Raw genomic sequence first — 22,413 nt, 5'->3', positions numbered from 1 at the left:
CATGGCAGCGTACGACAACGAAAGCGCGTACGATAACGAGAGCGCTCGCCGCGACGGACCCGTTGTCGTCGGGCCCGGGCAGCAGGCGGGCGTCGAGCCTTTGGAGGATTTTTTCGCGCGCACGCCGCGCGTAGCGGTGGCGTTTTCGGGCGGGTGCGATTCCTCGTATTTGCTTGCCGCCGCATTGCGGGCCGGGTGCCAGGTGAAAGCGTACGGCGTGCGCACGGCGTTTCAGCCTGCGTTCGAGGTCGAGGACGCGCTTCGCTTGGCAGGCCAGCTCGGAGCCGATTTCGAGCTGATAGACGCCGACGTCCTGTCGCACGCCGACATCTGCGAAAACGCGCCTGATCGCTGCTATCGATGCAAGACGTTCATCTTCTCGACCATTCTCGAGCGCATGGCGCGCGACGGGTACGAGGTGCTGGTCGACGGCACGAACACCACCGATGATCCGGCGAACCGCCCCGGCTTCCGGGCGCTTGCGGAGCTGGGCGTGATCTCGCCCCTGCGTCGCGGCGGGTTGTCGAAAGACGACGTGCGCGCCGCCTCGCGGGAGCTTGGCCTGTTCACCGCCGACAAGCCGAGCTTTTCGTGCCTGGCCGTGCACGTGCCGAAAGGCGAGGCGTTGACGGCGGATTCCCTGCTGCGGGCTGCCGAGACGTCGGGTGCCGCCCGAATCATGGCCGACCGCCGCTCCGGGGCGAGCATGGAACGCATTTTGGAGACCGAGCGCTTGACCTTGCGAAAAATGGGCGAAGGCGATTTGGACGCGCTTCGGATCATCTTGCAGGACCCCGATGTCATGTATGCCTACGAAGGCCCCTTCGATGAGACTGGCGTGCGGGAGTGGCTCGATCGGCAGACGGCGCGCTATCGTACCGATGGTTTCGGGCTTTGGGCCGTGGTGCTCAAGGAGACGGATCGCATGATCGGACAGTGCGGGGTCACGTTGCAGGAATATCGAGACGCCCAGTTCATGGAGGTGGGCTACCTGTTCATGAAAGCGTTCTGGCATCGGGGGTACGCGACCGAGGCAGCCATTGCTTGTCGCGACTACGCCTTCGACGCCTTGGGTGCTCGCGAGGTGTATTCTTTGATTCGCGACACGAATGAACCGTCGCAGGCGGTTGCTCGCCGAAACGGCATGACCCCGCGTGCAACGGTGGTGAAGCACTACCGCGGGGTGCGCATGCCCCATGTGGCGTTTTCCATCACGAGGGAAGAGCGCGATGCTTTGGCCGACCGCCGTGCCTCGCAGTAGCTGCGGCGCTTTCTCCGGCGTTGCTCCAGGCGTATACTGAGCGGATCGATTCAAACAGACGAGGATGCGGCGCATGCGCGCCGTGGGAGGCGGCGCGCTATGGCATACGTGTTCACGCACGCAACGGTGCTCGACGGCACGGAGGGTATGGCTCCCTTGCCGAACATGACAGTGGTCGTGGACGACGCCGGGTGCATCGACAAGGTGGGACCCGCAGCCAGCACGGTGCCGCCTGCGGGCGCGGAGGAAATCGACCTGGCCGGCGCGTACCTCATGCCCGGCCTGATCAACGCGCATGTGCATCTGTGCGGGTCGGGCAAGCCGCTGAGCGCGGGCGGCGCGGGTCGCCTCATAGACGGCGTGGTGGGAAACCCGGTGGGCAGGTGGGCGCTTCGCCACGTCCTGCGAAGCCACGCGCAGCAGCAGCTGGCAAGCGGCGTGACCACGGTGCGCTCGGTGGGCGATCCGGGGTTCGCCGACGTGGAGGTGCGCGACGCCATCAACGCAGGCGCGTTCCCGGGGCCGCGGCTGCTTGCGTCCGGCGTGGGCGTTACCGTGCCGGGCGGTCACGGCGCGGGCTTGTTCGCCCACGTGGCGAGCACGCCCGAGCAGGCGCGCGAGATCGTTCGCACGTGCTTCGCGCACGCGTGCGACCACGTGAAGCTGTTCATCACGGGCGGCGTGTTCGACGCGGAGGTCGAAGGGGAGCCGGGCGTGCTGCGCATGCCGCCCGACATCGCCCGCGCGGCTGTGGACGAGGCTCACAAGCTGGGCATGCGCACCGCCGCGCACATCGAGAGCGCCGAAGGCGTGCGCGTGGGCCTGGAGGCGGGGGTGGACACCATCGAGCATGGCGCCGAGCTGGATGACGAGCTGATCGCCCTGTTCAAGCGCAACGGCGCTGGACGCGCATCTTCGCTTACCTGCACCGTATCTCCGGCGCTGCCGTTCGTGAAACTCTCGCCCGAAAAGACGAAATCGACCGAGGTCCAAAAGGTGAACGGCCGCATCGTTTACGAGGGTATCGTGCGCGCCGCCCAGCAGGCATTGGAGGCCGGCATCCCCGTGGGTTTGGGGACCGATTCGTCGTGCCCGTACATCACGCACTACGACATGTGGCGCGAGGTGGTGTACTTCGAGCGCATCGTAGGCGCTTCGCGGCAGACGGCGTTGCACGTTGCCACGCTGGGAAACGCGCGCATTCTGGGCCTGGGCGACGAGACCGGCTCGATCGAGCTCGGCAAGTCGGCCGACCTTATCGTGCTCGACCGCAATCCTCTTGAAAACCTGGAGGCGCTGCGGGATGTGCGCATGGTCATGGTTCGCGGCGCGCTCGACCGCCATCCGCGCGTGAAGCGCCTTTCGCAGCTGGATGCGGAACTGGACGGCTTTCTGCCGAAGGCGCAGGCGTAGCTTCCCGCACGTCGCCCTGCATGTGCGGGACGGCGTGCAGGGCTTCGCTCAGACGGCGCTGGCTACATAGAAGGATTCGTCTCCGTCGTAGCGCACGGCGTAGGGGTGGACGCCGTCGTCGTAGGCGAACACCGTGCAGCCCACGCGTTCCTGCGAATCGGTCCAGGCGCTGGCAACCTCGATCTGATCGCCGACCAGCGCAGGGTCTGCGGCCAGGGGAAGGCCGTCTTCGCCGGAGGCTATGCGCAGCTGCAATCCGTCGGACAGGACGACGTTCAGGTGGGGAGCGGCGTTCGCTGCAGGTCCGGCGCCGGTTTCGGGGGTCGGGACCGCATCGGCGCTGCGGGCGGCTTCGGCGCTCGACATGCTCGTTGCGCCGCCCTCGTTCGGCGCGGCGGCCTGCATGCCTTGCTGAGCCGTGCCGCTTACGCCCAGGGCGATTCCGCCGATTCCCACGGCAAGCACCAGGCAGGCCGCCGCAGGAACCGACACGTTCCAGACGCGCCTTGCCTTGCGGTACGATTCGGTGTTCGCTCCGTTTTTGCCGAGCACCACCGTTGCGGGGACGAATGCTCTGCCTGACGCGTCGCAGTCTTCCAGGTCGGAATGGGGCTCGCCGTCCACGTATTCGTGTTCGCGTTCGCTCTCGTCTTCGTCTTCGGGTGCTTCGCGGGCTGAGACGATGACTTCCAGCATGCGCTCTTCGACTTCGGCGCTCGGGGCCATCCGATCGAATGCGCGGAACAGGGCATCGTCCAACGCGGCATCGGGCTTGTCGGTTGACTCGTCAAGGCGCTCGTCATCGTTCATTCCGCTCACCTCCCAACAGGGTCTTGAGCAGCGCGCGGGCTTCGCTCAAGTGGCTGCGCACCGTGGAAGCCGGCGTGCCGGTGATCTCGGCGATCTCGGCAGTGCGGTATCCTTCGTAATAATGTAAGTACACGCAGGTCTTGTACTTTTCCGGCAGATCGAGCACCACGCGAAGCGTTTCGTCGCTTTCGGCATGGGCGCGGTCGTCCGGCATGTCTTCGGGAAGCTCTGCCAAGCGCTTTCGCGCCGCGCTTTTCAATATGTCGCGGCAGTGGTTCTGGGCGCACACGATGAGCCAAGCTTTCTCGTGCTCGTCGTCGTTGAACGTGCGGGGCTTGTCGAGCAGCTTGAGGAACACGGTTTGCGTCGCGTCTTCGGCGTCGGCGGAGCTGCCCAGGTACGAATAGCACAGGCGGTAGACCGTCTTCGCATGGCGGTGAAACACCGCGGCTATGTCGAGCTCGTTCGTCAGAGCTGTTTCCTTTCTGAATCTAACACGACGGGAACAAGGATTATGTCGGGATGGGATGCGATGTATCCAGTATAGCGGCAACCATGCGGTTTTCGACGATCGCCGTGCACCTGTTCTGCGGTCGGCGGAACCTGTAGAAACGATTCCGAGAACCGTCCGAAGGGGAGCGCCTTGCGGTAAGATTCTCCAAGGGCCGCATTCTTCGATGCTCTTGTTGCAGCTGCGCGCCCGTCCGCTTGCCGTCCAAGGAGGATGTTTCGAACATGATGCACGCAGCCGCCGCGCAAACGGCGCTCAAAAGCCATTTTGGGTACGAGTCGTTTCGGCCGGGGCAGCAGGGCGTCGTGGACGCCGTCCTATCCGGGCGCGACGCGCTTGCGGTCATGCCGACGGGCGCGGGAAAATCGGTGTGCTACCAGGTGCCGGGCATCGTGCTGGGCGGATTGACCCTGGTGGTAAGCCCGCTCGTGTCGCTCATGGGCGATCAGGTGCGCGCCCTTGTCGAGGCGGGAGTTCGGGGCGCGTACCTCAACTCCACGCTTACGCCGGGCCAGCAGGCAACCGTGCTGCGCCGCGCGCTCGAGGGCGCGTACCAAATCATGTACGTCGCGCCCGAGCGCTTGTCCGATCCCCGTTTCGTCGAGTTCGCGCGCGAGGCCCACATCCCGCTCGTTGCGGTGGACGAGGCTCACTGCGTGTCGCAATGGGGGCAGGACTTCCGCCCGTCGTATCTGACCGTGGGCGATTTCATCGCCCAGCTGCCGCAGCGGCCCGTTGTGGCGGCGTTCACCGCTACGGCTACGGCGCGCGTTCGCGCCGACATCGCGCGGCTGCTCGATCTACGCGATCCGTACGAGGAGGTAACCGGGTTCGATCGACCGAACCTTTCGTTTGGCGTGGAACGTTTGGAGCCGAAGCGCAAGCTTGCGCGCATCGCGGCGTACGTGCTCGATCACCCCTTGGACAGCGGCATCGTGTACTGCTCCACGCGCAAGGACGTGGACAAGGTGCATGCGGCCCTTCTTGAAGCCGGCGTGCGCGCCGTTCGCTATCACGCGGGGATGCCCGCGGCGGCCCGTGCCGAAAGCCAGCGCGCGTTCATCGTCGACGACGCGCCCGTGATGGTGGCCACCAACGCCTTCGGCATGGGCATCGACAAGTCGAACGTGCGCTACGTTATTCACCACAACATGCCCGGCAGCATCGAAGCGTACTATCAGGAAGCCGGCCGCGCCGGTCGCGACGGGGAGCCTTCCGAATGCCTGTTGTTCTGGAGCGACGGCGACGTGTCCACGTGCCGCTTTTTCATCGAGCAGGAATCGGGAAACAAGGAGCTTGCCCCGGAGGAGGCGGAAGCCGTGCGCGCCAGTCGACGCCGCTTGCTCGAGGCCATGTGCGGGTACTGCCATACCACCGACTGCCTGCGCGCGTACATCCTGCGCTATTTCGGGGAGCAATCGTCGCAGGTTGTTCGTAACGTCAGCGAGGAGGGTCCTGGTGCTGAAGATTGCGGGGAAAGCCCGACGAAGCGGCCTTCGGGCCGTGAGGAGGGCTTGGAGCCGCAAGATTCGGCGCCAGAGCCCTCCGTAGCGTCGAGTTCTTCCGACTGCCGGCAGGCAGTCGGAGCCTGCTGCTCGAATTGCGCCGGCGCTTTCGAAGCCGTGGACGTGACCGCCACCGCGCGGGCCGTCATGCGTTGCGTGCAAGAGCTGCGCGGGCGTTTCGGCAAGGGTATGGTCGTTGACGTTCTGCGCGGATCGAAGGTGGCGAAAGTGCTCGAGATGCACCTGGACGAGGCTGCCAGCTACGGCACCGTGGATGCATCGGTTGCCCAGGTCAAAGAGATCATCGAGCTGTTGGCGGCGGGAGGGTACCTGTCCATCACCGAAGGTTCCTATCCCACGGTCGGCTTGGGGCCGCGAGCGCGCGAGGCGGCGGAGGACGGCTTCTCGCTGACCATGAAGCGCGTATCCTGCAAGTCCGAGCGAAGCCAAGGTCGAAGCGCGGCCGGCCGTGCGTTCGGATCGTCGGGCTCGTCGGCGCTCGGCGAGGTCGATTCGAGCTTGTTCGAACGTTTGCGCGCGTTGCGCAAGCGCTTGGCCGACGAAGCTGGCAAGCCTCCGTACATCGTGTTCTCCGATGCCGCGCTGCGCGACATGTGCGTCAAGAAGCCTGCGAACGACGAGGAGTTCCTTGAGGTCAGCGGCGTGGGCGCCACGAAGCTTGCCCGCTATGGCCAGGCGTTTCTGGCCGAGATCGCCGCTTGGGAGCGCGGAGAAGAGTAGGCTCTTTTCGGGCGGGGAGGAAAGCGGCTTGACGTTGCTCGGTCGGGCTCGCTTGCCAAGATGCGCGCGCCGCCGATCGGGCGCGTTCTCAGCGAAACAGGGTCATATTTCTGCGAATTAGGAAGCAAGCTCGACAAGCCTGCGCTTTTATAATAAAAGCGAGGTCCGCCCTGTCCGATTCGTTGAAACGAGACCGCCATGCGATACGCGCCCGCCCCGTTTTTGGATGCCGTGCACGACCCGCTTTCTTCAGGGGAGGTGAAGCGGCTTGCAAGACAGCGCTCGTTCGCGGCGCTTGCAGCGTTTTTCGCGGCATGGTGCTTGATGCTCGCCCTTGCCCTGCTTCCGTCGCCTGCGTATGCGGAAAACGTCGGTGCTGATCAAGATTCGGGAGCATCCCCGCGCGTCGAAGGGTCGTTCGATGCTCAGTCCTACGCTTCGGGGGAGCGCGCTCGGGTTACGTTCAAGGCGGAAAACTCCACGCATGCTACATGGTCTGACGTTCGTTTGGAGGCCAGCCTGCCCAGCAACGTGCGCTTGGCGGATGCGACTGCTTCCCTTGCGGCCTCGAAGCAGAGCGTGGCTCCAGGAGAATCGATCGACATGTCGTTTGACGTGGTATTTCGCTCGATGACGGGTACGCGCCTGGTCTCGACGGGCGATAGCGGAGCCGCCTCGCTTGCACTGGCGGCGTGCGTGGTTGCATTCGCGGTGCTGGCGTGCGCGACGTTTTCTCGCAAGGGCGGACGACGCTCCCGAGCTCGTGGCGGCATGTCGATTCTGGTCGTCGTCGCCTTGACGGCGGGGCTCGCGCCGCAGGTGCCCGGCATCGCGCACGCTGACGAAGCGTCTTCGCTTCAGGTAAGCGGATCCGCGGTATGCGCATCTTTGCAAACGACGATTCCCGCCACGCTGACCGTCGGGTCGGCTGCGGTTCCCGCCAGCGCGAAGATAGCGACGGTGCAGGTTGCCGACAGCCAGGCCGTTTCCGCCAACGCGCGTTTCACGCAGGTGGACGTGGTTTCCGACACGCCGTTTTCCGAAGCGCTTTCCGCCAGCGCGCTTTCCTTGTCCGACGCGTTCGAGGGATCGTCGGTTTCTGCCGTGACCCTGACCGGTCCTAACGCGGCTACCGTGCGCATCGACGGCGATCCCGGCTCCCCTGGGACCGATGGCGTCATCGCCTTCTCCCGCGAAGCGTTTGCGGACGCATCCTCGGTGTCTGCGGCGTACGTGTCGATTGAAAGCCCGCGCGTTGCCTTGGACATGGCATCCGCTTCGTACGAACGCGAGGTGTTCGGAATTTCCCTGTTCGTGGAAAACGGGAAGCTTGATTCCGGTGCAACGAAGGACATGATCCGGTTCGACGACGACCGCATACGGGTCGAAGGCTTCTCGGTCGATGCGGCTGACGCGCATAAGGGCTTGCTCGAGATCTCCGTGCAGGCTGGCTCGCCGGAAGAGCAGTTCGAGGTTCTGACGGCGGCGCTCGACGCTTTCGAACCGGCTGCGTTTCGTATGGACCCCCGCCTGTTGGTGGGCGAGCCCGACCTGGCTCGCGCGTATGCGCCGGCCGACGATCGACTGGTTGGTGCGGCCGATGCCGTCGACGCCGTGCCGTACGGCACCGTGGACGTGACGGGCGTGGCTATTGGCGACGTCGGTCCGGCTGAAGTGGCTGCAACCGTGCAGCTGGGTGCCGTCGGCGGCTCGCTGGCCCTGTCGGATGCAAGCCAGATTCTGCTCCCCGAAGGCCTGGGGCTGTCCGTGGAAAGCAAGCTGGGAAGCGACTGGTTCTCGCTGAAGATGTCCATCGACGCGGAAACGGCCCAAGGGTGGCTGAACGGCTATCGCGAGCTTCTGTCCCCGCAGGTCGAAGGGCAGCCGGCCGAAGCTGATCTCGCTGCGCCGGTCGATCCTGCGGTCGAAGACGAGGCTCGCCAGCTGTTCATGGACGACGTGGAATCCGTTTTGGCCTCCCTGCAATTCGAGCTTGCCGAGGGCGTCGTGCTCAACAAACTCGGCATAGCGCAGGGGCCCCATACGGTGTCGTGCGTCCCCGTCGCGGCGGAAGGCGAGGTCGGGTCTGCCGCGGGCGATGCCAAAACGGCGTTCGAAACGCTCGAGGCCATCGCGAACGCCATCGGAAGCTTCTGCCAGCAGGACAAGGCGTCCATCGGCAACGGCATAGCGTCTTTGCTGGGCATGATCGCCAACTTGATCGACGGCAACCCCGGCCCCAGCTTGCAGGACATCTACGACGAGTTGCAGCTGATGAAGGGACAGCTTACGCGCTTGGAGACAAGCGTGGATACTCTTGCCGTGAAACTGAACGCCGTGGACAAGCGCGCGGGCTACTTGTCGAAATGGCACGTGGTGAAGGGTCATCTGGACTCCTTGAAAAGCTACGAAGATCTCTATTCCAGGCTGATGGACAAGCTTGAGAAGTCTGATGCCGGCGCGACCTACGACGACCTGAGCGCAGCGAACAAGAAAATGCTCAAGTCGTTTGCGAATGCGGTCGACAAGAAGGATCGCCTGATGAGCACGACGGTCGTGGCCGAAACGCTGGCTTTGGGCAGCATGCTCGAGGGCTTGGGCTCCGATGCGGTGGGCGAGTACAACTCGTGGATCGAGACGTACTACAACTGGGACCCCGAGACGTTCGTTTCGAAATCGGAGTACATGGAAAGCCTGTTCACGGCCTACGTGTACGGCTACGGCGTGTCCATGGCCTACTTGAACACCATGGATGCCATCGACGACGACGACTTTTTCGGTCCCGGTGAAGGAAGCATATACCAGGACTCCATCAAGCAGCTGAAGAGCCAGGCGGACACGGTGGTCAAGAAGCTGTATGGCACCGTGGCTTACGACACCTTCAACGAAAAGACGTACCTGAGGGAGAAATCAGCGTATCGTCTGGCTACGGAGCCGCGGTCTGACGGACGCATTCGCTGCTTGCTCAACGATACCGCCTACGGAACCGATCTGTTGATGAAGACCATCTACCAGGGTGCGCCTTCCAACTTCTCCGACAGCGTCGAGAAGGACGACATCCACCTGTACAAGCATTCGGGCAGCATCACGCTCGCCCAGTGGCAGCAGATGTGGAAGAACCTGCCGCAGGTGCGCGGTGCTCGGAACTTCGAGAAGGTCCAGAGCGTTTACGACGAGCTGCGTGCTCTTGGGTTCGACGACGGCACTCGATTGATTCGCGGGGACTACCAGTACGGGGAATTCGGAGAATGGCATAGTGCGGAAACCACCTGGTACTGGTCGCAGTACAAACCTTATCTGGTTGCCGTAAACGACGCTGCCTATAACAAGATTTACGACCAAGCCGGCGCGGAGCATAATCGTACGACCACGCTCGATGCCTTCAACCTGATGACGGGCAGGGTGGAGACCCATCAGGCAAGCTGGCATCATGAGGTGTACCTGGTGTTCCCGGTTTGGTGGGGCTACCGTCATCATCTGTACCCCATCGTCGCCGTTCCGTAAGCGCAGCGGCAACGCGGTTCGCTTTCGGCGCTCGATCGGCTGTGTCGGTCGAGCGCCGACTGTTGCCGCCCCGTCATGCATCCGCCATGCTGCGGCGATGTTCGCGCGCTATGATGAGCGAAACCCTCGACTGAAGGAGTTCGCCATGGTCAACGTCGTCAAGAGCGCGAGCATGGGCTCGGGCGAGCACGGATGGTTGCACAGCAGGTTCCACTTCTCGTTTGCCGAGTACTACAATCCCGACAACATGCGGTTCGGGGCGCTGCGCGTGCTCAACGACGACGTGTTCGACGCGTACGGCGGCTTCGACACCCACCCTCACGACAACATGGAGATACTCAGCTACGTGGTGCGGGGCGAGCTCACGCACCGGGACAGCCTGGGCAACGGGAACCGCTTGGGTCGTGGCGACGTGCAGTACATGAGCGCCGGCACGGGAATCCTGCACAGCGAATTCAACAAGACCGAGCACCCTTTGCGGTTCTTGCAGATATGGATTACGCCCGATGAGCAGAACCTCGATCCCGATTACGGGGATCGTCGCTTCGCCTGGGAGGATCGCGTGGGCACGTGGCTTCTTGTGGCGTCGGGGTCGCAGGACGGTCCCATTCGAGTGCACCAGGACGTGCGCATTTCGGTTTCCGCAATAGGCGAGGGCGAGGAGCTGCGCTACGACCTCGAGCCCGGTCGCCAGGCGTACCTCGTGCAGATCGAAGGCGAGGGCACGGTGAACGGATTCTCGCTTGAAGAGGGCGATGCCGCCGAGATCACCGCGGAGCGCGAGGTGGTCGTGCGGGCCATCGAGCCGTCGCATTACATCCTGCTCGATCTTGCAGCCGAGTAGGGGCGCCTGCTTGCTGTGCGGAGGAGGCCCGCAGCGGTTGCCGCGGGCCTCCTCCATGCTTTCGCGCAGGGGTTTTAGAGGGTCGGAGCCGCAGGCGCTTCGGGAGCCTTCGGTGCTTCGGGCGCTTCCGGGAAGGATGGCGGGTTCGAGGCGCTGCTTTCGCTGCCGCTCGCGCCGCCGCCGGAGAACGTGAGCGTCACGTCGCCGCTCGTCGTGTGGGCGCTCACGTGGCGCGAAGCCGTGGCGCTGCCCGCCGGAGCGTGCACGCTGCCGCTCGCCGACGAGGCTTCGATGGCGTACTCGCGATCCGATCCGACGAACGAGGCGCTTACGCTGCCGCTCACGGCATCGAACTTCGCGTCGACGGCGGACACGTTCGTTGCCAGGATGTCGCCGCTGCCTATATGCGCGTCGAGGGCGAGGGTGCTCACGCCCCGCAGCAGTTGGCTGCCGCTCGTGGTGTCGAGCTTCACGATTTCGGACGCCTCGATGTCGGAGAGATCCACGTTGCCGCTCATCGTGGTGGCGTTCAGCTGCGAGCACCGAGCGTTCGATATCAGCACGTTGCCGCTGGCCGTGCTCGTCGTGATGTCGTTGGCGACGAGGCGGGCGAGCTTGACGTCGCCGCTCGCGGTCTTCGCTGTGACGGAATCCAAGCCGTCCAGGCTCGTCATGTCCATGCTGCCGCTCATAAGGTCGACGTCGAGCGTGCCGACGTAGCTGCGCGGAACCTTTACGACGGTGGTATGGTCCTCGAACGATCCGATCATCATGATGCCGATGTACGATTCTCGCGACCCCTTGACGGTGATGGTGACGCCGTCGTCCGTCACGTCGAAGCGCTTCTGTTCGTTCGTCCAGCACGTCACCTCGATGGCGTCGCCGTCGGTCGGCTCGATGCGCACGTTTTCACCCGCGTCGCGCAGGACGATGGCGGTATGGGGGTTTTCCGTTTCGGGGTCGAACGTCTTCGTGGCGGGGGTCCAGTCGCGGGACTCGGTCGAGAGGTTTACCGGGTCGAACCCGGCTGCCGCGAACGCGCCGAAGGAGATGGCGCAGCCGCTGACGACGAGGGTCGTTGCCACGATGAGCAACGTCTTCTTACCTTTGGACATGGGTTGCTCCTTCCGGTGCGGTCGGGTTGGCGTCGTTGTGCTGCAGCTTGATGAACAGGCTCTTTACCCAGCGGGCGAACGTGTGGGTGAGCCTGATGAGGCCCTTGCTGGCAGCGAGGACGCCGAACCAGGAGAACAGCCCTATGCCGGTGCCGGCAAGCCCGCAGCCGAAGATCCAGGCGCCCGAGATCGGGTATCCGGTGGTCGCGCACCAGGCGAGGCCGAACGCACCGATGGGCGCGCACAGCAGCAGTGCGATCACGGCGGCCCATAGCGCCACGACGACGCTCCAAATGGCCAGGTAGATGGAGAGCACCGTGATAGCGAACGCCAGCGCCAGCGTCACCCAGATGGGGGAGAACACGGCCAGCAGCACGATGTTGAGCGTGCGGCTGCCGGTGTTCGCCTTGGCGATGGCCTTCGGAATGGGCGGCGTTTCGGCGATGATCTGCGCTGCGATCGCGTCGACGGAGCCAAGCGCGGCTACGGCTTCGTGTTCGGTCATGCCGTCTTCGATCCTATCCTCGATGGCCTCCGTGTAAAAGTTGATCGACTGCTCCACTTCGTATGACGGCAGTTTGCCCAATGCTCGCCGCAGCTCGCGTGCGAATTCTGATTTGTTCATCGGTTTGCACCTCGTTTTACGTAGTCGTAGACGTTCATGACGTCATCCCATTCGTCCAGGAAGGTGTTCAGGTAGGCGGTGCCCTCCGGCGTGATCCGGTAGTACTTGCGCAAGCGCCCGTTGTGCTCGACTGCGTACACGGTCAGATATCCCGCTGCTTCCAATCGTTTGAGCAGGGGATACAGCGTCGATTCCGTGAGGTGTAGGCTTTCGGGAACGTCTTTGACTATCTGGTACCCGTAGGAATCCTGCCGATTGATCGACGCGAGCACGCAAACGTCGAGGAAGCCTCGCTTCAGTTGTGCATCCATTCGTATACCTCCTTTCGCCTTATACTATATGATACATAGTATAAGGCGTCAAGTGGTATGGAGGGCGTGTCGGAGCCGCTTTGTCCGGTGTCGGGGAGCGCGCTCGCCGGTATCGAGTCCCGTCCTTCGCCTTATCGGCGTCTTTTTCGCTGTCAATCGCCGCGGGAGCCGCGTCTCGGCGTGGGCGGGCGGGGCTTCCGCGGCGATTGGGTCTACGGATTTCATCCTCAAGCGAAGATGGTTCTTGAGAGCCTGGGCGCGAATCAAGCTTGCGATGCGCACTTTTGCCCTCAATGTTGCGCTCGGCTTGGTACGCCCCGATCCCGCCCCTGTGCGACCAGGTAAAATGTCCGCGGGGGTGCACGCTTCCAAGGGAGGGCGCGTCCAATGCGCGAACCATGCGCAACATTGAGGGCAAAACCGTGCAGAAAGCGTGACCATGGGCAGCGTCTGCACCCGCGCCCTTCACGCACGTCCCTTGCGCCCGCGCGTCTCCGCATGCCCCGCGCAGCCAAGAAATATCCAAGCGCATAGGGCGTATTTCGCCGCAGGGGCTGCGGGTTTGCTATTATGGTTCGGTTATGGTTTCACCTCTTCCACCCCCGTTGCCGCAAAGCGCGCGACGCGGGTGAAAACGAGAGAAGGAAAGAGCAAGCCCTATGACCCAGCATTTGACCGAACGCGACGTCCGCGACATCGCGGAGTACGCGCGCATCGGGCTTTCCGGCGACGAGGTGGCGCAGATGACCGTCGACCTCAACGCCATCGTGGACAGCCTGAAGCCCATCACCGAATACGACCTTTCCGGGGTCGAGCCCACCTTCCATCCCATCGGCGGCTTGTCCAACGTCATGCGCGAGGATGCCGAAGAGCCCGGCTTCTCGCAAGAGGTCGCGCTTGAGAACGCGCCCAAGCAGCAGGACGGCAGCTTCCTCATCCCGTCCATTTTGGGCGAAGGAGGCGATCGCTGATGACGCAAGCAAGCAACGTGTTCACCTGCATGAGCGTGCGCGCCATTCGGGAAGGTCTTGCCGCGAAGGAGTTCTCGGCGCGCGAGATCGCCGAGGCGTCGCTCGCTCGCGTGCGCGCGCTCGACGGCGCCACGCATGCGTACCTTGAAACCACGCAGCAGCTGGCCTTCGAGCAAGCCTCGAAAGTGGACGCCGCCGTGGCGGCCGGCAATCTGGCTGCGGCCGGCCCCCTCGCGGGCGTGCCGGTGGCGTTCAAGGACAACATGAACCTGGCGGGCACGCACACCACGTGCTCCTCGCGCATGCTGGCCAACTACGTGTCCCCGTACACCGCCACGTGCGCCGCGCGCACCATCGAAGCCGGCGGCATCCCGCTTGGCAAGCTCAACATGGACGAGTTCGCGTTCGGCTCCTCCACGGAGACCAGCGCATTCGGCGCCACCAAGAACCCCTGGGACCTCTCCCGCGTGCCGGGCGGCTCTTCGGGCGGAAGCGCGTCGGCCGTGGCTGCGGGCCTGGCCACCATCTCGCTCGGCAGCGACACGGGCGGCTCCATCCGCCAGCCCGGCAGCTTCTGCGGCATCGTGGCCGTCAAGCCCACGTACGGCGTGGTCTCGCGCTACGGCGTGGTGGCGTTCGGCAGCTCGCTCGACCAGGTAGGGCCGTTCGCGCGCTCGGTCGAGGACGCGGCGTACGCGCTGAACGCCATTTCCGGCCGCGACGCGCTCGACTGCACCAGCCAGGACGTGCGCACGGACTTCACCGCGAATCTGGCGGAGGGCGTGCGCGGCATGAAGATCGGCATCGTGCCGGCGTTCATGGACGCGCAGGGCTTGACGTCGGAAGTGAAGGCGAAGGTCGAGGAAGCGGCCGATCATCTGCGCGCGCTGGGCGCCGAGCTGATCGAGGTGGACCTGCCCAACGCGCAGGCCGCCATGAGCGCGTACTACGTGCTGGGCCCGTGCGAGGCGTTCAGCAACCTGGCGCGTTTCGATTCGGTGCGCTATGGCTACTGCGACCCGGACCATAAAGACCTGGGTGGCCAGTACGAGGCCAGCCGCGCGAAGGGCTTCGGTCCGGAAGCGCGCCGCCGCATCATGCTGGGCAGCTACTTGCTGTCCGCGGGCGTGTACGAGCAGTACTACTACCCGGCGCAGCAGGTCCGCACGCTCATCACGCAGGATTACGCACGCGCCTACGAGCAGGTCGATTGCATTCTCTCGCCTGTTGCCCCGCGCACGGCGTTCACGTTCGGCGAGGTGTCGGACCCCACGGAGATGTACCTGTCCGACATGTTCACCATCTCCATCAACATCGCCGGCAACGGCGGCATGAGCCTGCCGGTGGGGCTGGGCGCCGAAACGGGCCTGCCCGTCGGCGTGCAGTTGATCGCGCCGCCGTTCAAGGACGAGAACATGCTGCGCGTGGCCGCCGCGCTCGAAACGGTGTACGGGCCGGCTCCCGTGGCGCCGGACTTTACGGGCGAGGCTCCGGCTATCAAGACCGCTCCCGCGACCATCCCCGACGCCGCCGATGCGGTTCCGGGCGTCGATCTGCCGGGTTTGCTAACGGAGAAGGGCGCTGCCGACGGCGCTCCCTCGCAGGTGGAAAGGGCAGGTGAGTAGCCATGCGCAAGCTTGAAGAGGTCCTGCAGGATTGGGAGGCCGTCATCGGCCTTGAGATCCATGCCGAGCTCACCACGCTCGACACCAAGATGTTCTGCGGCTGCAAGCTGGAGTTCGGCGCCGAGCCGAACACCCACACGTGTCCCGTGTGCCTGGGGCTTCCCGGGGCGTTGCCGGTTCCCAACCGCTCCGCCATCGAGTCCATCGTGCTGGCGGGCCTGGCTACGAACTGCGACATCGAGAAGCACTCGATGTTCTACCGCAAGACGTACATGTACCCCGACATGTCCAAGAACTTCCAGACCACGCAGGGCCCCGTGGCCTTCTGCATGCGCGGGCATTTGGATTTGGACGTGGACGGCCCGGCTGCGAAGGAGCGCATCGACCTGGACGGGCTCGAGGTGGGCGAGAGCCGCGGCAACGTGACGCGCACGGCCGACGGTTACACCGCGCACGTGGGCATCACGCGCATCCACATGGAAGAGGACGCGGGCAAGATGGTGCACGTGGGCGGCGGCGAGGGCCGCATCGCCGGCGCTACGCATTCGCTGGTGGACTACAACCGCGCCGGCACGCCGCTGACCGAGCTGGTGACCGAGCCCGACCTGCGCACGCCCGAAGAGGCGCGCCTGTTCATGCAGAAGCTGCGCCAGATCTACCTGGCGCTCGGCATCTCGGACTGCTCGATGGAAGAGGGCAGCATGCGCTGTGACGGCAACGTGTCGCTGCGCCGTCGGGGCGCGAAGGAGTTCGGCGTGAAGACCGAGCTCAAGAACATGAACAGCTTCAAGAACCTCCACGACGGCTTGGCCTACGAAATCTGCCGCCAGGCCGAGGTGCTTGAAGAAGGCGGCCAGATCTACCAGGAGACGCGTCACTGGGATCCGTCCCAGAAGCGCACTATCGTCATGCGCGTGAAGGAGACGGCCGACGACTATCGTCTGTTCCCCGATCCCGATCTGGCTCCCTACGATCTGTCCGACGAGTGGATCGAGTCGGTGCGGGCGAAGCTGCCCGAGCTGCCCGCTCAGAAGGCAGCCCGTTTCGAGGACGCGTTCGGGCTCTCGGCCTACGATGCGCGCCATTTGGTGGATCACCGCGTCACAGCGAACTTCTTCGAGGAGTGCATGGAGGCGGCGGGCGCGGACGCAGGTAAGCTGGCGAAGCCCGTGGCGAACCTGGTCATCAACGATGTGACGGCGTATCTGAACGCGCACGAAGACGTTGATTTGGCATCCTCGCCGCTCACGCCCGCGCGCGCGATCGAGCTTGTGGGCTTGCAGGCTCAGGACGTCATCTCGTCCAAGCAGGCCAAGGAAGTGTTCGCAGCCGTGCTCGACGAGGACAAGGATCCGTTGGCCATCGTGGACGAGCGCGGCATGAAGCAGGTGTCGGACACGGGCGCCATCGAGGCTGTGGTGGACGCGGTTCTGGCTGCGAACCCCGACAAGGTGGAGCAGTATCGCGGCGGCAAGACCGGCCTCATCGGATTTTTCGTGGGCCAGTGCATGAAGGAGATGCGCGGCCAGGGCAATCCCAAGGTTATCAACGAACTGCTTGCAAGCAAGCTGGGCTAACGTGACGGGCCGTCGTTCTTCGGGGAGGAGCGACGGCCCGCGGACTTTTGAGAAAGGGGATGCATGGACATCAACGAAATGCTGGTGAATTTCACCGGCGAGGTAAGCGGGTACCTGTACACGTACATCCTGCTGATACTGCTCGTGTTCGTGGGCGTGTACTTCACCATTCGCACGAAGGGCGTGCAGATCCGTTACATCAAGGATATGTTCACGCAGTTGACGGAGAAGAAGCACGTTCAAGGGGAACGCTCCATCTCGTCGTTCCAGGCGCTGATGGTTTCCACTGCCAGCCGCGTGGGCACGGGCAACATCGCAGGCGTGGCCACGGCCATTGCCACGGGAGGCCCGGGCGCGGTGTTCTGGATGGGCTTGATGGCGATCATCGGCGCGGCTTCGGCGTTCGTCGAGTCGACGCTCGCGCAGATCTGGAAGGTGCGCGGCAAGGACGGCGAGTTCCGCGGCGGTCCGGCGTACTACATTGAAAAGGCGCTCGGCGCGCGCTGGTTGGGCATCGTGTTCGCCATTCTGCTCATCCTGTGCTTCGCCTTCGGGTTCAACGGGCTGCAGGCGTTCAACGCGACGTCGGCGCTCGAGTACTACATTCCCGATTACGCCACGAACGGTGCGGCGGTGGCCTGCGGCATCGTGCTGGCCGTCATGACCGCGTTCGTGATCTTCGGCGGTGCGAAGCGCATCAGCATCATCACTTCCATCATCGTGCCCATCATGGCGCTCGGCTATATCGCCATCGCGCTGTGGACCACTATCGTCAACATCGGCGAGCTGCCGGCCGTGTTCTCGCTCGTGTTCGCCTCGGCGTTCGATTTCCAGTCCATCTTCGGCGGATTCGCCGGATCGGTGGTCATGCTGGGCATCAAGCGCGGCCTGTACTCCAACGAGGCCGGCATGGGCTCCGCTCCGAACGCCGCCGCTACGGCCAGTGTGTCGCATCCGGTCAAGCAGGGCCTCGTGCAAAGCCTCTCGGTGTACATCGACACGCTGCTCATCTGCACGTGCTCGGCTATGATGGTGCTCGTGTTCTACGTGCAGGACCCCGAGGCTGCCGCGTCGCTCAACGGCATGCCGCTTGTGCAGATGGCCGTGAACAACTCGGTGGGCGAGATCGGCATTCATTTCATCACGTTCGCCATCTTCGCGTTCGCGTTCTCCAGCTTGATCGGCAACTATTTCTACGCCGAAAGCAACCTGCGCTTCATCAAGGGCAACAGCAAAGTGCTGTTGACGGTGTTTCGCCTGGTGTGCCTGGGCGTGGTGTTCTACGGTGCCGTCAACAGCTTCGACTTGGCGTGGAACCTGGCCGACATCTTCATGGGCTTCATGGCGCTGGTGAACCTGATCGCCATCTTGCTTTTGGGCAAATGGGCGCTGGCTGCGCTCGACGACTACACGCGCCAGCGCAAGCAGGGCGTCGACCCGGTGTTCGTGGCCGACAGCATTCCCGGTTTGCCGAAGACCGATTGCTGGCACGTGTCGGAGGTCGAAGATTACGGTAAGCCTCCGGTGCAGGAGTATTTGGACGAGGCGCTTGATGCGGAGTACGCAGGATTGAAATAGCGAAGAGTCGGGCGGCTCGGTCGCCCGAGAACATGCACGGGAAGGGAAGCGACTCATGGCAGGCAACGAAAGGCGTCCGGGAGACTGGCAGCGCAAGGATCTGCGACAGAACGCGAACGACCTGGTAGAAGACGATAATCCTAAGAAGTGGTACGACCAGACGTTTTGGATCATCTTCTTCTTGGTGATATTCTGGCCGGTGGGTATCGTGCTGGTGTGGCGCAGCGATTGGCATATCGTGGTGAAGCTGCTCTGCACGGTGTTCGTAGCCGTAACCGTGTACTTCGCGTGGACCATGTCGCAAGCCGTGCAGGCGATGCAGGTTGGCTAAGCGATTCGCGTGCCGCCATCGTTGAAACGGGCTTTGCGCAAAAAAGGGGCGGGATCCTGATTCGGGTCCCGCCCCTTTTCGTTGTTCGTTCCAATGCGTCCTATACCATTCCTCTATTTTCGTATTTCGTCTCCGAGGTGCACCAGGGCCATACGTCGTGGAGGTAGCCCCAGCCGTAGCCCACCCAGTACACGCTTTCGTGCCGCGCGGCCGTAACGCCGCGCATTACCCGGGATGTCTTGATGTCGTACACGTCTACCGAAACGGTGCGCACGTGGCGAACAGCTAGCTGGTCGCTCACCTTGTTGTAGCTCGCATCGCTTACCACCACATGGGCGGGCGGCGCTTCCTTGCTCTTCCACTGCACGAGCGGTTTCGGACGCCCCTTGGGGTAGTCGCCGGTATGGGTGTTGCTGGTGCGGGTCGCGAGCATAGTGAAGCCTAGCGCGCGCAGTTCGCTGAAGATGTTGCTTGCGTCGCTCATGTTCAGCCCGTAGTCGTGAAGGGGCTTTTGGCTGTACTTGATCTTTCGGATCTGGGGCAGGTTTGCTTCCATCTGCTGCCATTGAGCCAGATTGAGATCGCCGGTGAACGAGTACATCAGGACGTCTTCGCGATCTACGCTCTTCCCGAACGAAGCGTTTCCGAAGTATGCATCGTCGTACATGCGCCCGGAAAGCGGGCCTGTGTGGTTGTCGAGCGAATACACATGCTCGTTGATCAAGCAGCGTATTTTTTTGTTCGCAAGCGGCTCGGTTGCTTGGCGCAGCGGGGACTTCTGGAACTTTTCCTTATAGGTCATAGATTCTTGGTCCCACACGCGCTCTCGTTGCCCAACAAGCTTCTTCAACACCTGATCGGCCTGTTCTTTGAGGCGTTCTTTGGAGTCAGCGGCGGCGTCTTTCTCGGGCTCGGTGCCGGTGCCTTCCATCGTTGATAGGTAGGCCATGGACGACATGTAGCCGTACAGGTACGAGGTGATCATGCAGCCCAGGTACACGTCTTTGATCTCGAAGGTTTCCGGATCCCAGTTGTAATACGTTTCGATCCAGTTGTAGTAGTCGCTCACCACGTCTTTGGTACCGGTTCCTGTGATCATGCTGCCCAGGTTCACCGTGTCGGCGTACACGGTGGTGTTGAGCAGCCCGTTTTTGGCGTCGATGGCTTGCTTGAAGTTCGTCAGCGTCTCCTGGTTCTCTTTCGTCAATTCTTCGAAGACCTTCGCGTCCGTGCCTCCGTTCGCCAGCTCTTCCGGCGACATGGCGCCGATGGTTGCCGTGTACAGGGTTCCGTAGCTGTTCAGATGGTCCATGAGCCACTTCACCTGGTACCAGTCCGACTCGAAGCCGCCGCGCTTGTCGATGGCGCGCAGCTGGATAGCCAGGTTGTCAACGCTGGTTTCCATACGCGTGAGCTGGCCCTTCATCTGATTCAGTTCGTCAAGCACGTCCTTGATGTCGTATTGGGGGCCGGTTTCCAGCAGCGCGGCGATGATGCCCAGGATCTGCGAGATGCCCTGGCCGATGTTGGATGGGTCGGACGAGCAGAAGTAGCTGATAGCCGAAACCAGCTTCTCCAGCACCTCGAACACCATTTTCGCGGTGCGCATGTCGTCCTCTTGGCTGTAAAGCGCCGTTCCACCCACGATGTTGGCCAGCGATTCGTCGGAGAGGTTGATGGCGCAGGGTCCCTGGGCGATGCCCAGCTTGTTGAGGACCACGCCGTCGGCCAGGTCGACCTCGTGGCCGCACATGAGCTGCGTCATCTCGTTGAGGAACTGCTCGTTGGCCTGCTCTTCGGTAAGGCCGCTTTCGGCGTACGCACCGTACCAGCTTTTCACCGTGTCGGCGTCGATGCTGAAATCGAAATCGAAGCCGTTCTTGCGCATCTCGGTGAACTTCACGGCTCCTGGGTTCTTTTCCAGGATTCCCTCGTCTCCCGATTCGCTGGTGTCGTAGCCGGGGGGGAGGGTGGGGGCTTGACCCGGTAGGGTGATCTGGGAGTTGTTGGTCAGGCTGGAATCGGTGATATTCACGCTGCCGTCCAGTGCGCTGAACTCAACCGTGCTGTGCACGGTCAGGGAGCCGCCCTCGTTTTCCGTGACGTCTTCCGCTTTTACCGTGCCGTACGGAACGGCTGCTGCGGCATCGGCGGTGGAGACGGCGTCTTCGGTAGCATCGTCTCCATCATAGTAATAGGGGTGCGCGATGGCGACGGGGGCTTCTCCGTCAAGGGCGGCTGGATCGACGGTAAGCTGGTCGTCGGCATCGAGGGCGGCGGCCAACGCCTTGAACTGGTTGAGCGGCGTGTCGGCGGTTGCCGTCACGGCAAGGGTGCCGCGCGTCGCGTCGTTCGCGTCGACGGTGAACGACGCAGCGGATAGGGCTCGATCGCTGAAGGCGAAATGCGCAGCCTGCGCGCCTGCAGAGAACCGCCCGTTCTCGAGCGAAACGGGGAAGGTGAACGTGCTGTTCTTGTAGGAACCCTCGGCAACATCGAACGTGATGAGGGCCTCTTCGACGGCCAGCGTGGCTTCGCCGCTTGCGTCGGCGTCGGCGAACGATCCCGGGCCGAAGATCATGACCCCTCGCGCGCCTGGTGCCCCAAGGTCGCCTTCGAGGGTGACGGCGAGGGCCGATCCCTCGGTGCCGTCGAGCATCGTTGCGGTTCCGGCATGTTCGACGGCGGTGACGGACAGGTTTTTGAAATCGCCGTCGAGCGAGATGGCGTCGATGGACGGCTTGTCGGCGAAGGGCAGGCTGGACACCAGATTGATCCGGGCGCGCTTCGCGTTTGCCGAGGCGGCTGCTCCGTCGACCACTTCCACGTTCGCTTGGGAGAACGCGGCTTCCTGGTCGGTGGACCCCACCGTGAGCGTGGCGGCTACGGTGGCGCCCGGCGCGGTGCAGGTTGCGGAGCCTTCGAGGGCGAACGAGGTCACCGCGCCCTGTTCGCTCGTTTCGTCAGCGTGGGCTTCGCGCGGCACCAGGGGCGCCAAGCCCGCTACGAGCACGACGCTCATGAGCGCCCCCATGGTTCCCTGCGCCCGGCGGCTGCGCGCCTGCTTGCGCGAGAACGTGGCGGCCGCCAGCGCGATGAAGCCCGCAGCTGCGGCGGCCGCCAGCGCGATGCCGGCGGCGCTTCCGTTATCGCCCGTGGGCGCAAGCCGCTTGAACAGGGAGGATTCGAACAAGACGTTCAGCTTCAGCTCGATCGTTTCGCCAGCTGCCAGCGTGTCGGCCTCACGAGCCGTGGCTTCGCCGTCGCGAGCCAGCTTCACGCCCTGCGGCAGTTGGGCTTCCAACCGCACCTTGTTCCAGGTGACAGGCGTGTTGTTCGCAACGGAGAACGTGACGACGGCCTGATCGCCGGGTTCGTACGCGTCCTTGTCGAACGAGCCGACGATCTTCGGGATGGGCGGGTCGTCGGCTCCTGCTTCCTCGGCGTACGCATGTGCGGGAAGGGTGCAGGCGACGGCGATCAGGAGCGCCGTGATCATCGCGAAAGCAAGCGGCATGGATGCGGAGGCTGGTGTGGGGCGCGTCATGGTGCCTCGATTCTATGACAGGGCGGACCGTTTTACTGGTAAACGCATCAGCGATAGTATAAAACACCAGATGCGTACAGAAGGCGCCGGATCCGCAGAAGATCGTCTCCGGCGCGAGGATTTGTCTTCTTTCGGGTCGCTTGC

Annotated in this window: 16 protein-coding genes; 10 read left to right on the top strand and 6 right to left on the bottom strand. The window is 63.5% G+C overall.

Annotated elements, in window-relative coordinates; translation table 11 throughout:
• The first annotated feature begins 1 nt into the window (after position 1).
• Together ACTQZK_RS10490 and ACTQZK_RS10485 are read left to right on the top strand one after the other, a co-directional pair.
• A complete protein-coding gene (locus ACTQZK_RS10490; protein ID WP_441899620.1) occupies positions 2-1,261 on the top strand; it encodes a GNAT family N-acetyltransferase in 1,260 nt (419 codons plus the stop codon).
• A gap of 99 nt (positions 1,262-1,360) precedes the next feature.
• Positions 1,361-2,674: an amidohydrolase family protein gene (locus tag ACTQZK_RS10485; protein ID WP_441899619.1), complete on the top strand. Its 1,314-nt coding sequence runs from the start codon at positions 1,361-1,363 to the stop codon at positions 2,672-2,674.
• 48 nt (positions 2,675-2,722) lie between these two features.
• On the opposite strand, the gene ACTQZK_RS10480 is transcribed toward ACTQZK_RS10485, so the two are convergent.
• A complete protein-coding gene (locus ACTQZK_RS10480; protein WP_441899618.1) occupies positions 2,723-3,484 on the bottom strand; it encodes a hypothetical protein in 762 nt (253 codons plus the stop codon).
• Positions 3,474-3,929, bottom strand: coding sequence for an RNA polymerase sigma factor (locus ACTQZK_RS10475; RefSeq protein ID WP_231088212.1), 456 nt, complete (start codon positions 3,927-3,929; stop codon positions 3,474-3,476). Before ACTQZK_RS10475 ends, ACTQZK_RS10480 begins: the two co-directional genes overlap by 11 nt.
• 290 nt (positions 3,930-4,219) lie before the next feature.
• Between ACTQZK_RS10475 and ACTQZK_RS10470 the strand changes: the two genes are divergently transcribed.
• From ACTQZK_RS10470 to ACTQZK_RS10460, 3 genes are all read left to right on the top strand, one after another.
• Positions 4,220-6,241 (top strand): RecQ family ATP-dependent DNA helicase, encoded by a 2,022-nt coding sequence (locus ACTQZK_RS10470; RefSeq protein WP_441899617.1) that lies wholly within the window; start codon positions 4,220-4,222, stop codon positions 6,239-6,241.
• 198 nt (positions 6,242-6,439) lie between these two features.
• Positions 6,440-9,745 (top strand): hypothetical protein, encoded by a 3,306-nt coding sequence (locus ACTQZK_RS10465; RefSeq protein WP_441899616.1) that lies wholly within the window; start codon positions 6,440-6,442, stop codon positions 9,743-9,745.
• A 145-nt stretch (positions 9,746-9,890) separates the two neighbouring features.
• The gene (locus ACTQZK_RS10460) at positions 9,891-10,589 is read left to right on the top strand and encodes a pirin family protein (RefSeq protein ID WP_216529772.1); all 699 of its coding nucleotides are present in this window, start codon (positions 9,891-9,893) and stop codon (positions 10,587-10,589) included.
• Positions 10,590-10,663: 74 nt separating this feature from the next.
• Here ACTQZK_RS10460 and ACTQZK_RS10455 read toward each other — a convergent pair whose 3' ends face one another.
• Genes ACTQZK_RS10455 through ACTQZK_RS10445 form a run of 3 tightly spaced genes read right to left on the bottom strand, consistent with a single transcriptional unit; the run spans position 10,664 to position 12,640 of the window.
• Positions 10,664-11,704, bottom strand: coding sequence for a DUF4097 domain-containing protein (locus ACTQZK_RS10455; RefSeq protein ID WP_441899615.1), 1,041 nt, complete (start codon positions 11,702-11,704; stop codon positions 10,664-10,666).
• The gene (locus tag ACTQZK_RS10450; RefSeq protein ID WP_216529774.1) at positions 11,691-12,329 is read right to left on the bottom strand and encodes a DUF1700 domain-containing protein; all 639 of its coding nucleotides are present in this window, start codon (positions 12,327-12,329) and stop codon (positions 11,691-11,693) included. Before ACTQZK_RS10450 ends, ACTQZK_RS10455 begins: the two co-directional genes overlap by 14 nt.
• Positions 12,326-12,640, bottom strand: a complete 315-nt coding sequence (locus tag ACTQZK_RS10445; RefSeq protein WP_114566865.1) for a PadR family transcriptional regulator — start codon at positions 12,638-12,640, stop codon at positions 12,326-12,328. Before ACTQZK_RS10445 ends, ACTQZK_RS10450 begins: the two co-directional genes overlap by 4 nt.
• Before the next feature lie 659 nt (positions 12,641-13,299).
• On the opposite strand from ACTQZK_RS10445, the gene gatC reads away from it, so the two are divergent.
• The 5 genes from gatC (at position 13,300) to ACTQZK_RS10420 (ending at position 18,722) form a co-directional block, all read left to right on the top strand.
• On the top strand, positions 13,300-13,611 hold the full coding sequence (gene gatC, locus ACTQZK_RS10440; RefSeq protein ID WP_114568032.1) for an Asp-tRNA(Asn)/Glu-tRNA(Gln) amidotransferase subunit GatC: 312 nt from the start codon (positions 13,300-13,302) through the stop codon (positions 13,609-13,611).
• Positions 13,611-15,236 carry an Asp-tRNA(Asn)/Glu-tRNA(Gln) amidotransferase subunit GatA gene (gene gatA, locus ACTQZK_RS10435; protein ID WP_216529775.1) on the top strand — a complete coding sequence of 542 codons (1,626 nt, stop codon included), beginning with the start codon at positions 13,611-13,613 and terminating at the stop codon, positions 15,234-15,236. Before gatC ends, gatA begins: the two co-directional genes overlap by 1 nt.
• A 2-nt stretch (positions 15,237-15,238) precedes the next feature.
• Positions 15,239-16,813 (top strand): Asp-tRNA(Asn)/Glu-tRNA(Gln) amidotransferase subunit GatB, encoded by a 1,575-nt coding sequence (gene gatB / locus ACTQZK_RS10430; protein ID WP_216529776.1) that lies wholly within the window; start codon positions 15,239-15,241, stop codon positions 16,811-16,813.
• Positions 16,814-16,876: 63 nt separating this feature from the next.
• Positions 16,877-18,391, top strand: coding sequence for an alanine/glycine:cation symporter family protein (locus ACTQZK_RS10425; protein ID WP_114568029.1), 1,515 nt, complete (start codon positions 16,877-16,879; stop codon positions 18,389-18,391).
• Positions 18,392-18,446: 55 nt separating this feature from the next.
• Positions 18,447-18,722 (top strand): holotricin-3, encoded by a 276-nt coding sequence (locus ACTQZK_RS10420; protein ID WP_114568028.1) that lies wholly within the window; start codon positions 18,447-18,449, stop codon positions 18,720-18,722.
• A gap of 100 nt (positions 18,723-18,822) precedes the next feature.
• Here the strand turns inward: ACTQZK_RS10420 and ACTQZK_RS10415 are convergent, their stop codons facing one another.
• Positions 18,823-22,269, bottom strand: a complete 3,447-nt coding sequence (locus ACTQZK_RS10415) for a hypothetical protein (RefSeq protein ID WP_441899614.1) — start codon at positions 22,267-22,269, stop codon at positions 18,823-18,825.
• Positions 22,270-22,413: the final 144 nt, after the last annotated feature.

Origin of the sequence: Paraeggerthella sp. LCP19S3_G8, assembly GCF_052119225.1 — a bacterium.
GTDB lineage: Bacteria > Actinomycetota > Coriobacteriia > Coriobacteriales > Eggerthellaceae > Paraeggerthella > Paraeggerthella hominis.
The sequence above is the reverse complement of the archived record's forward strand: the minus strand, read 5'-3'. Positions and strand labels throughout refer to the sequence as shown.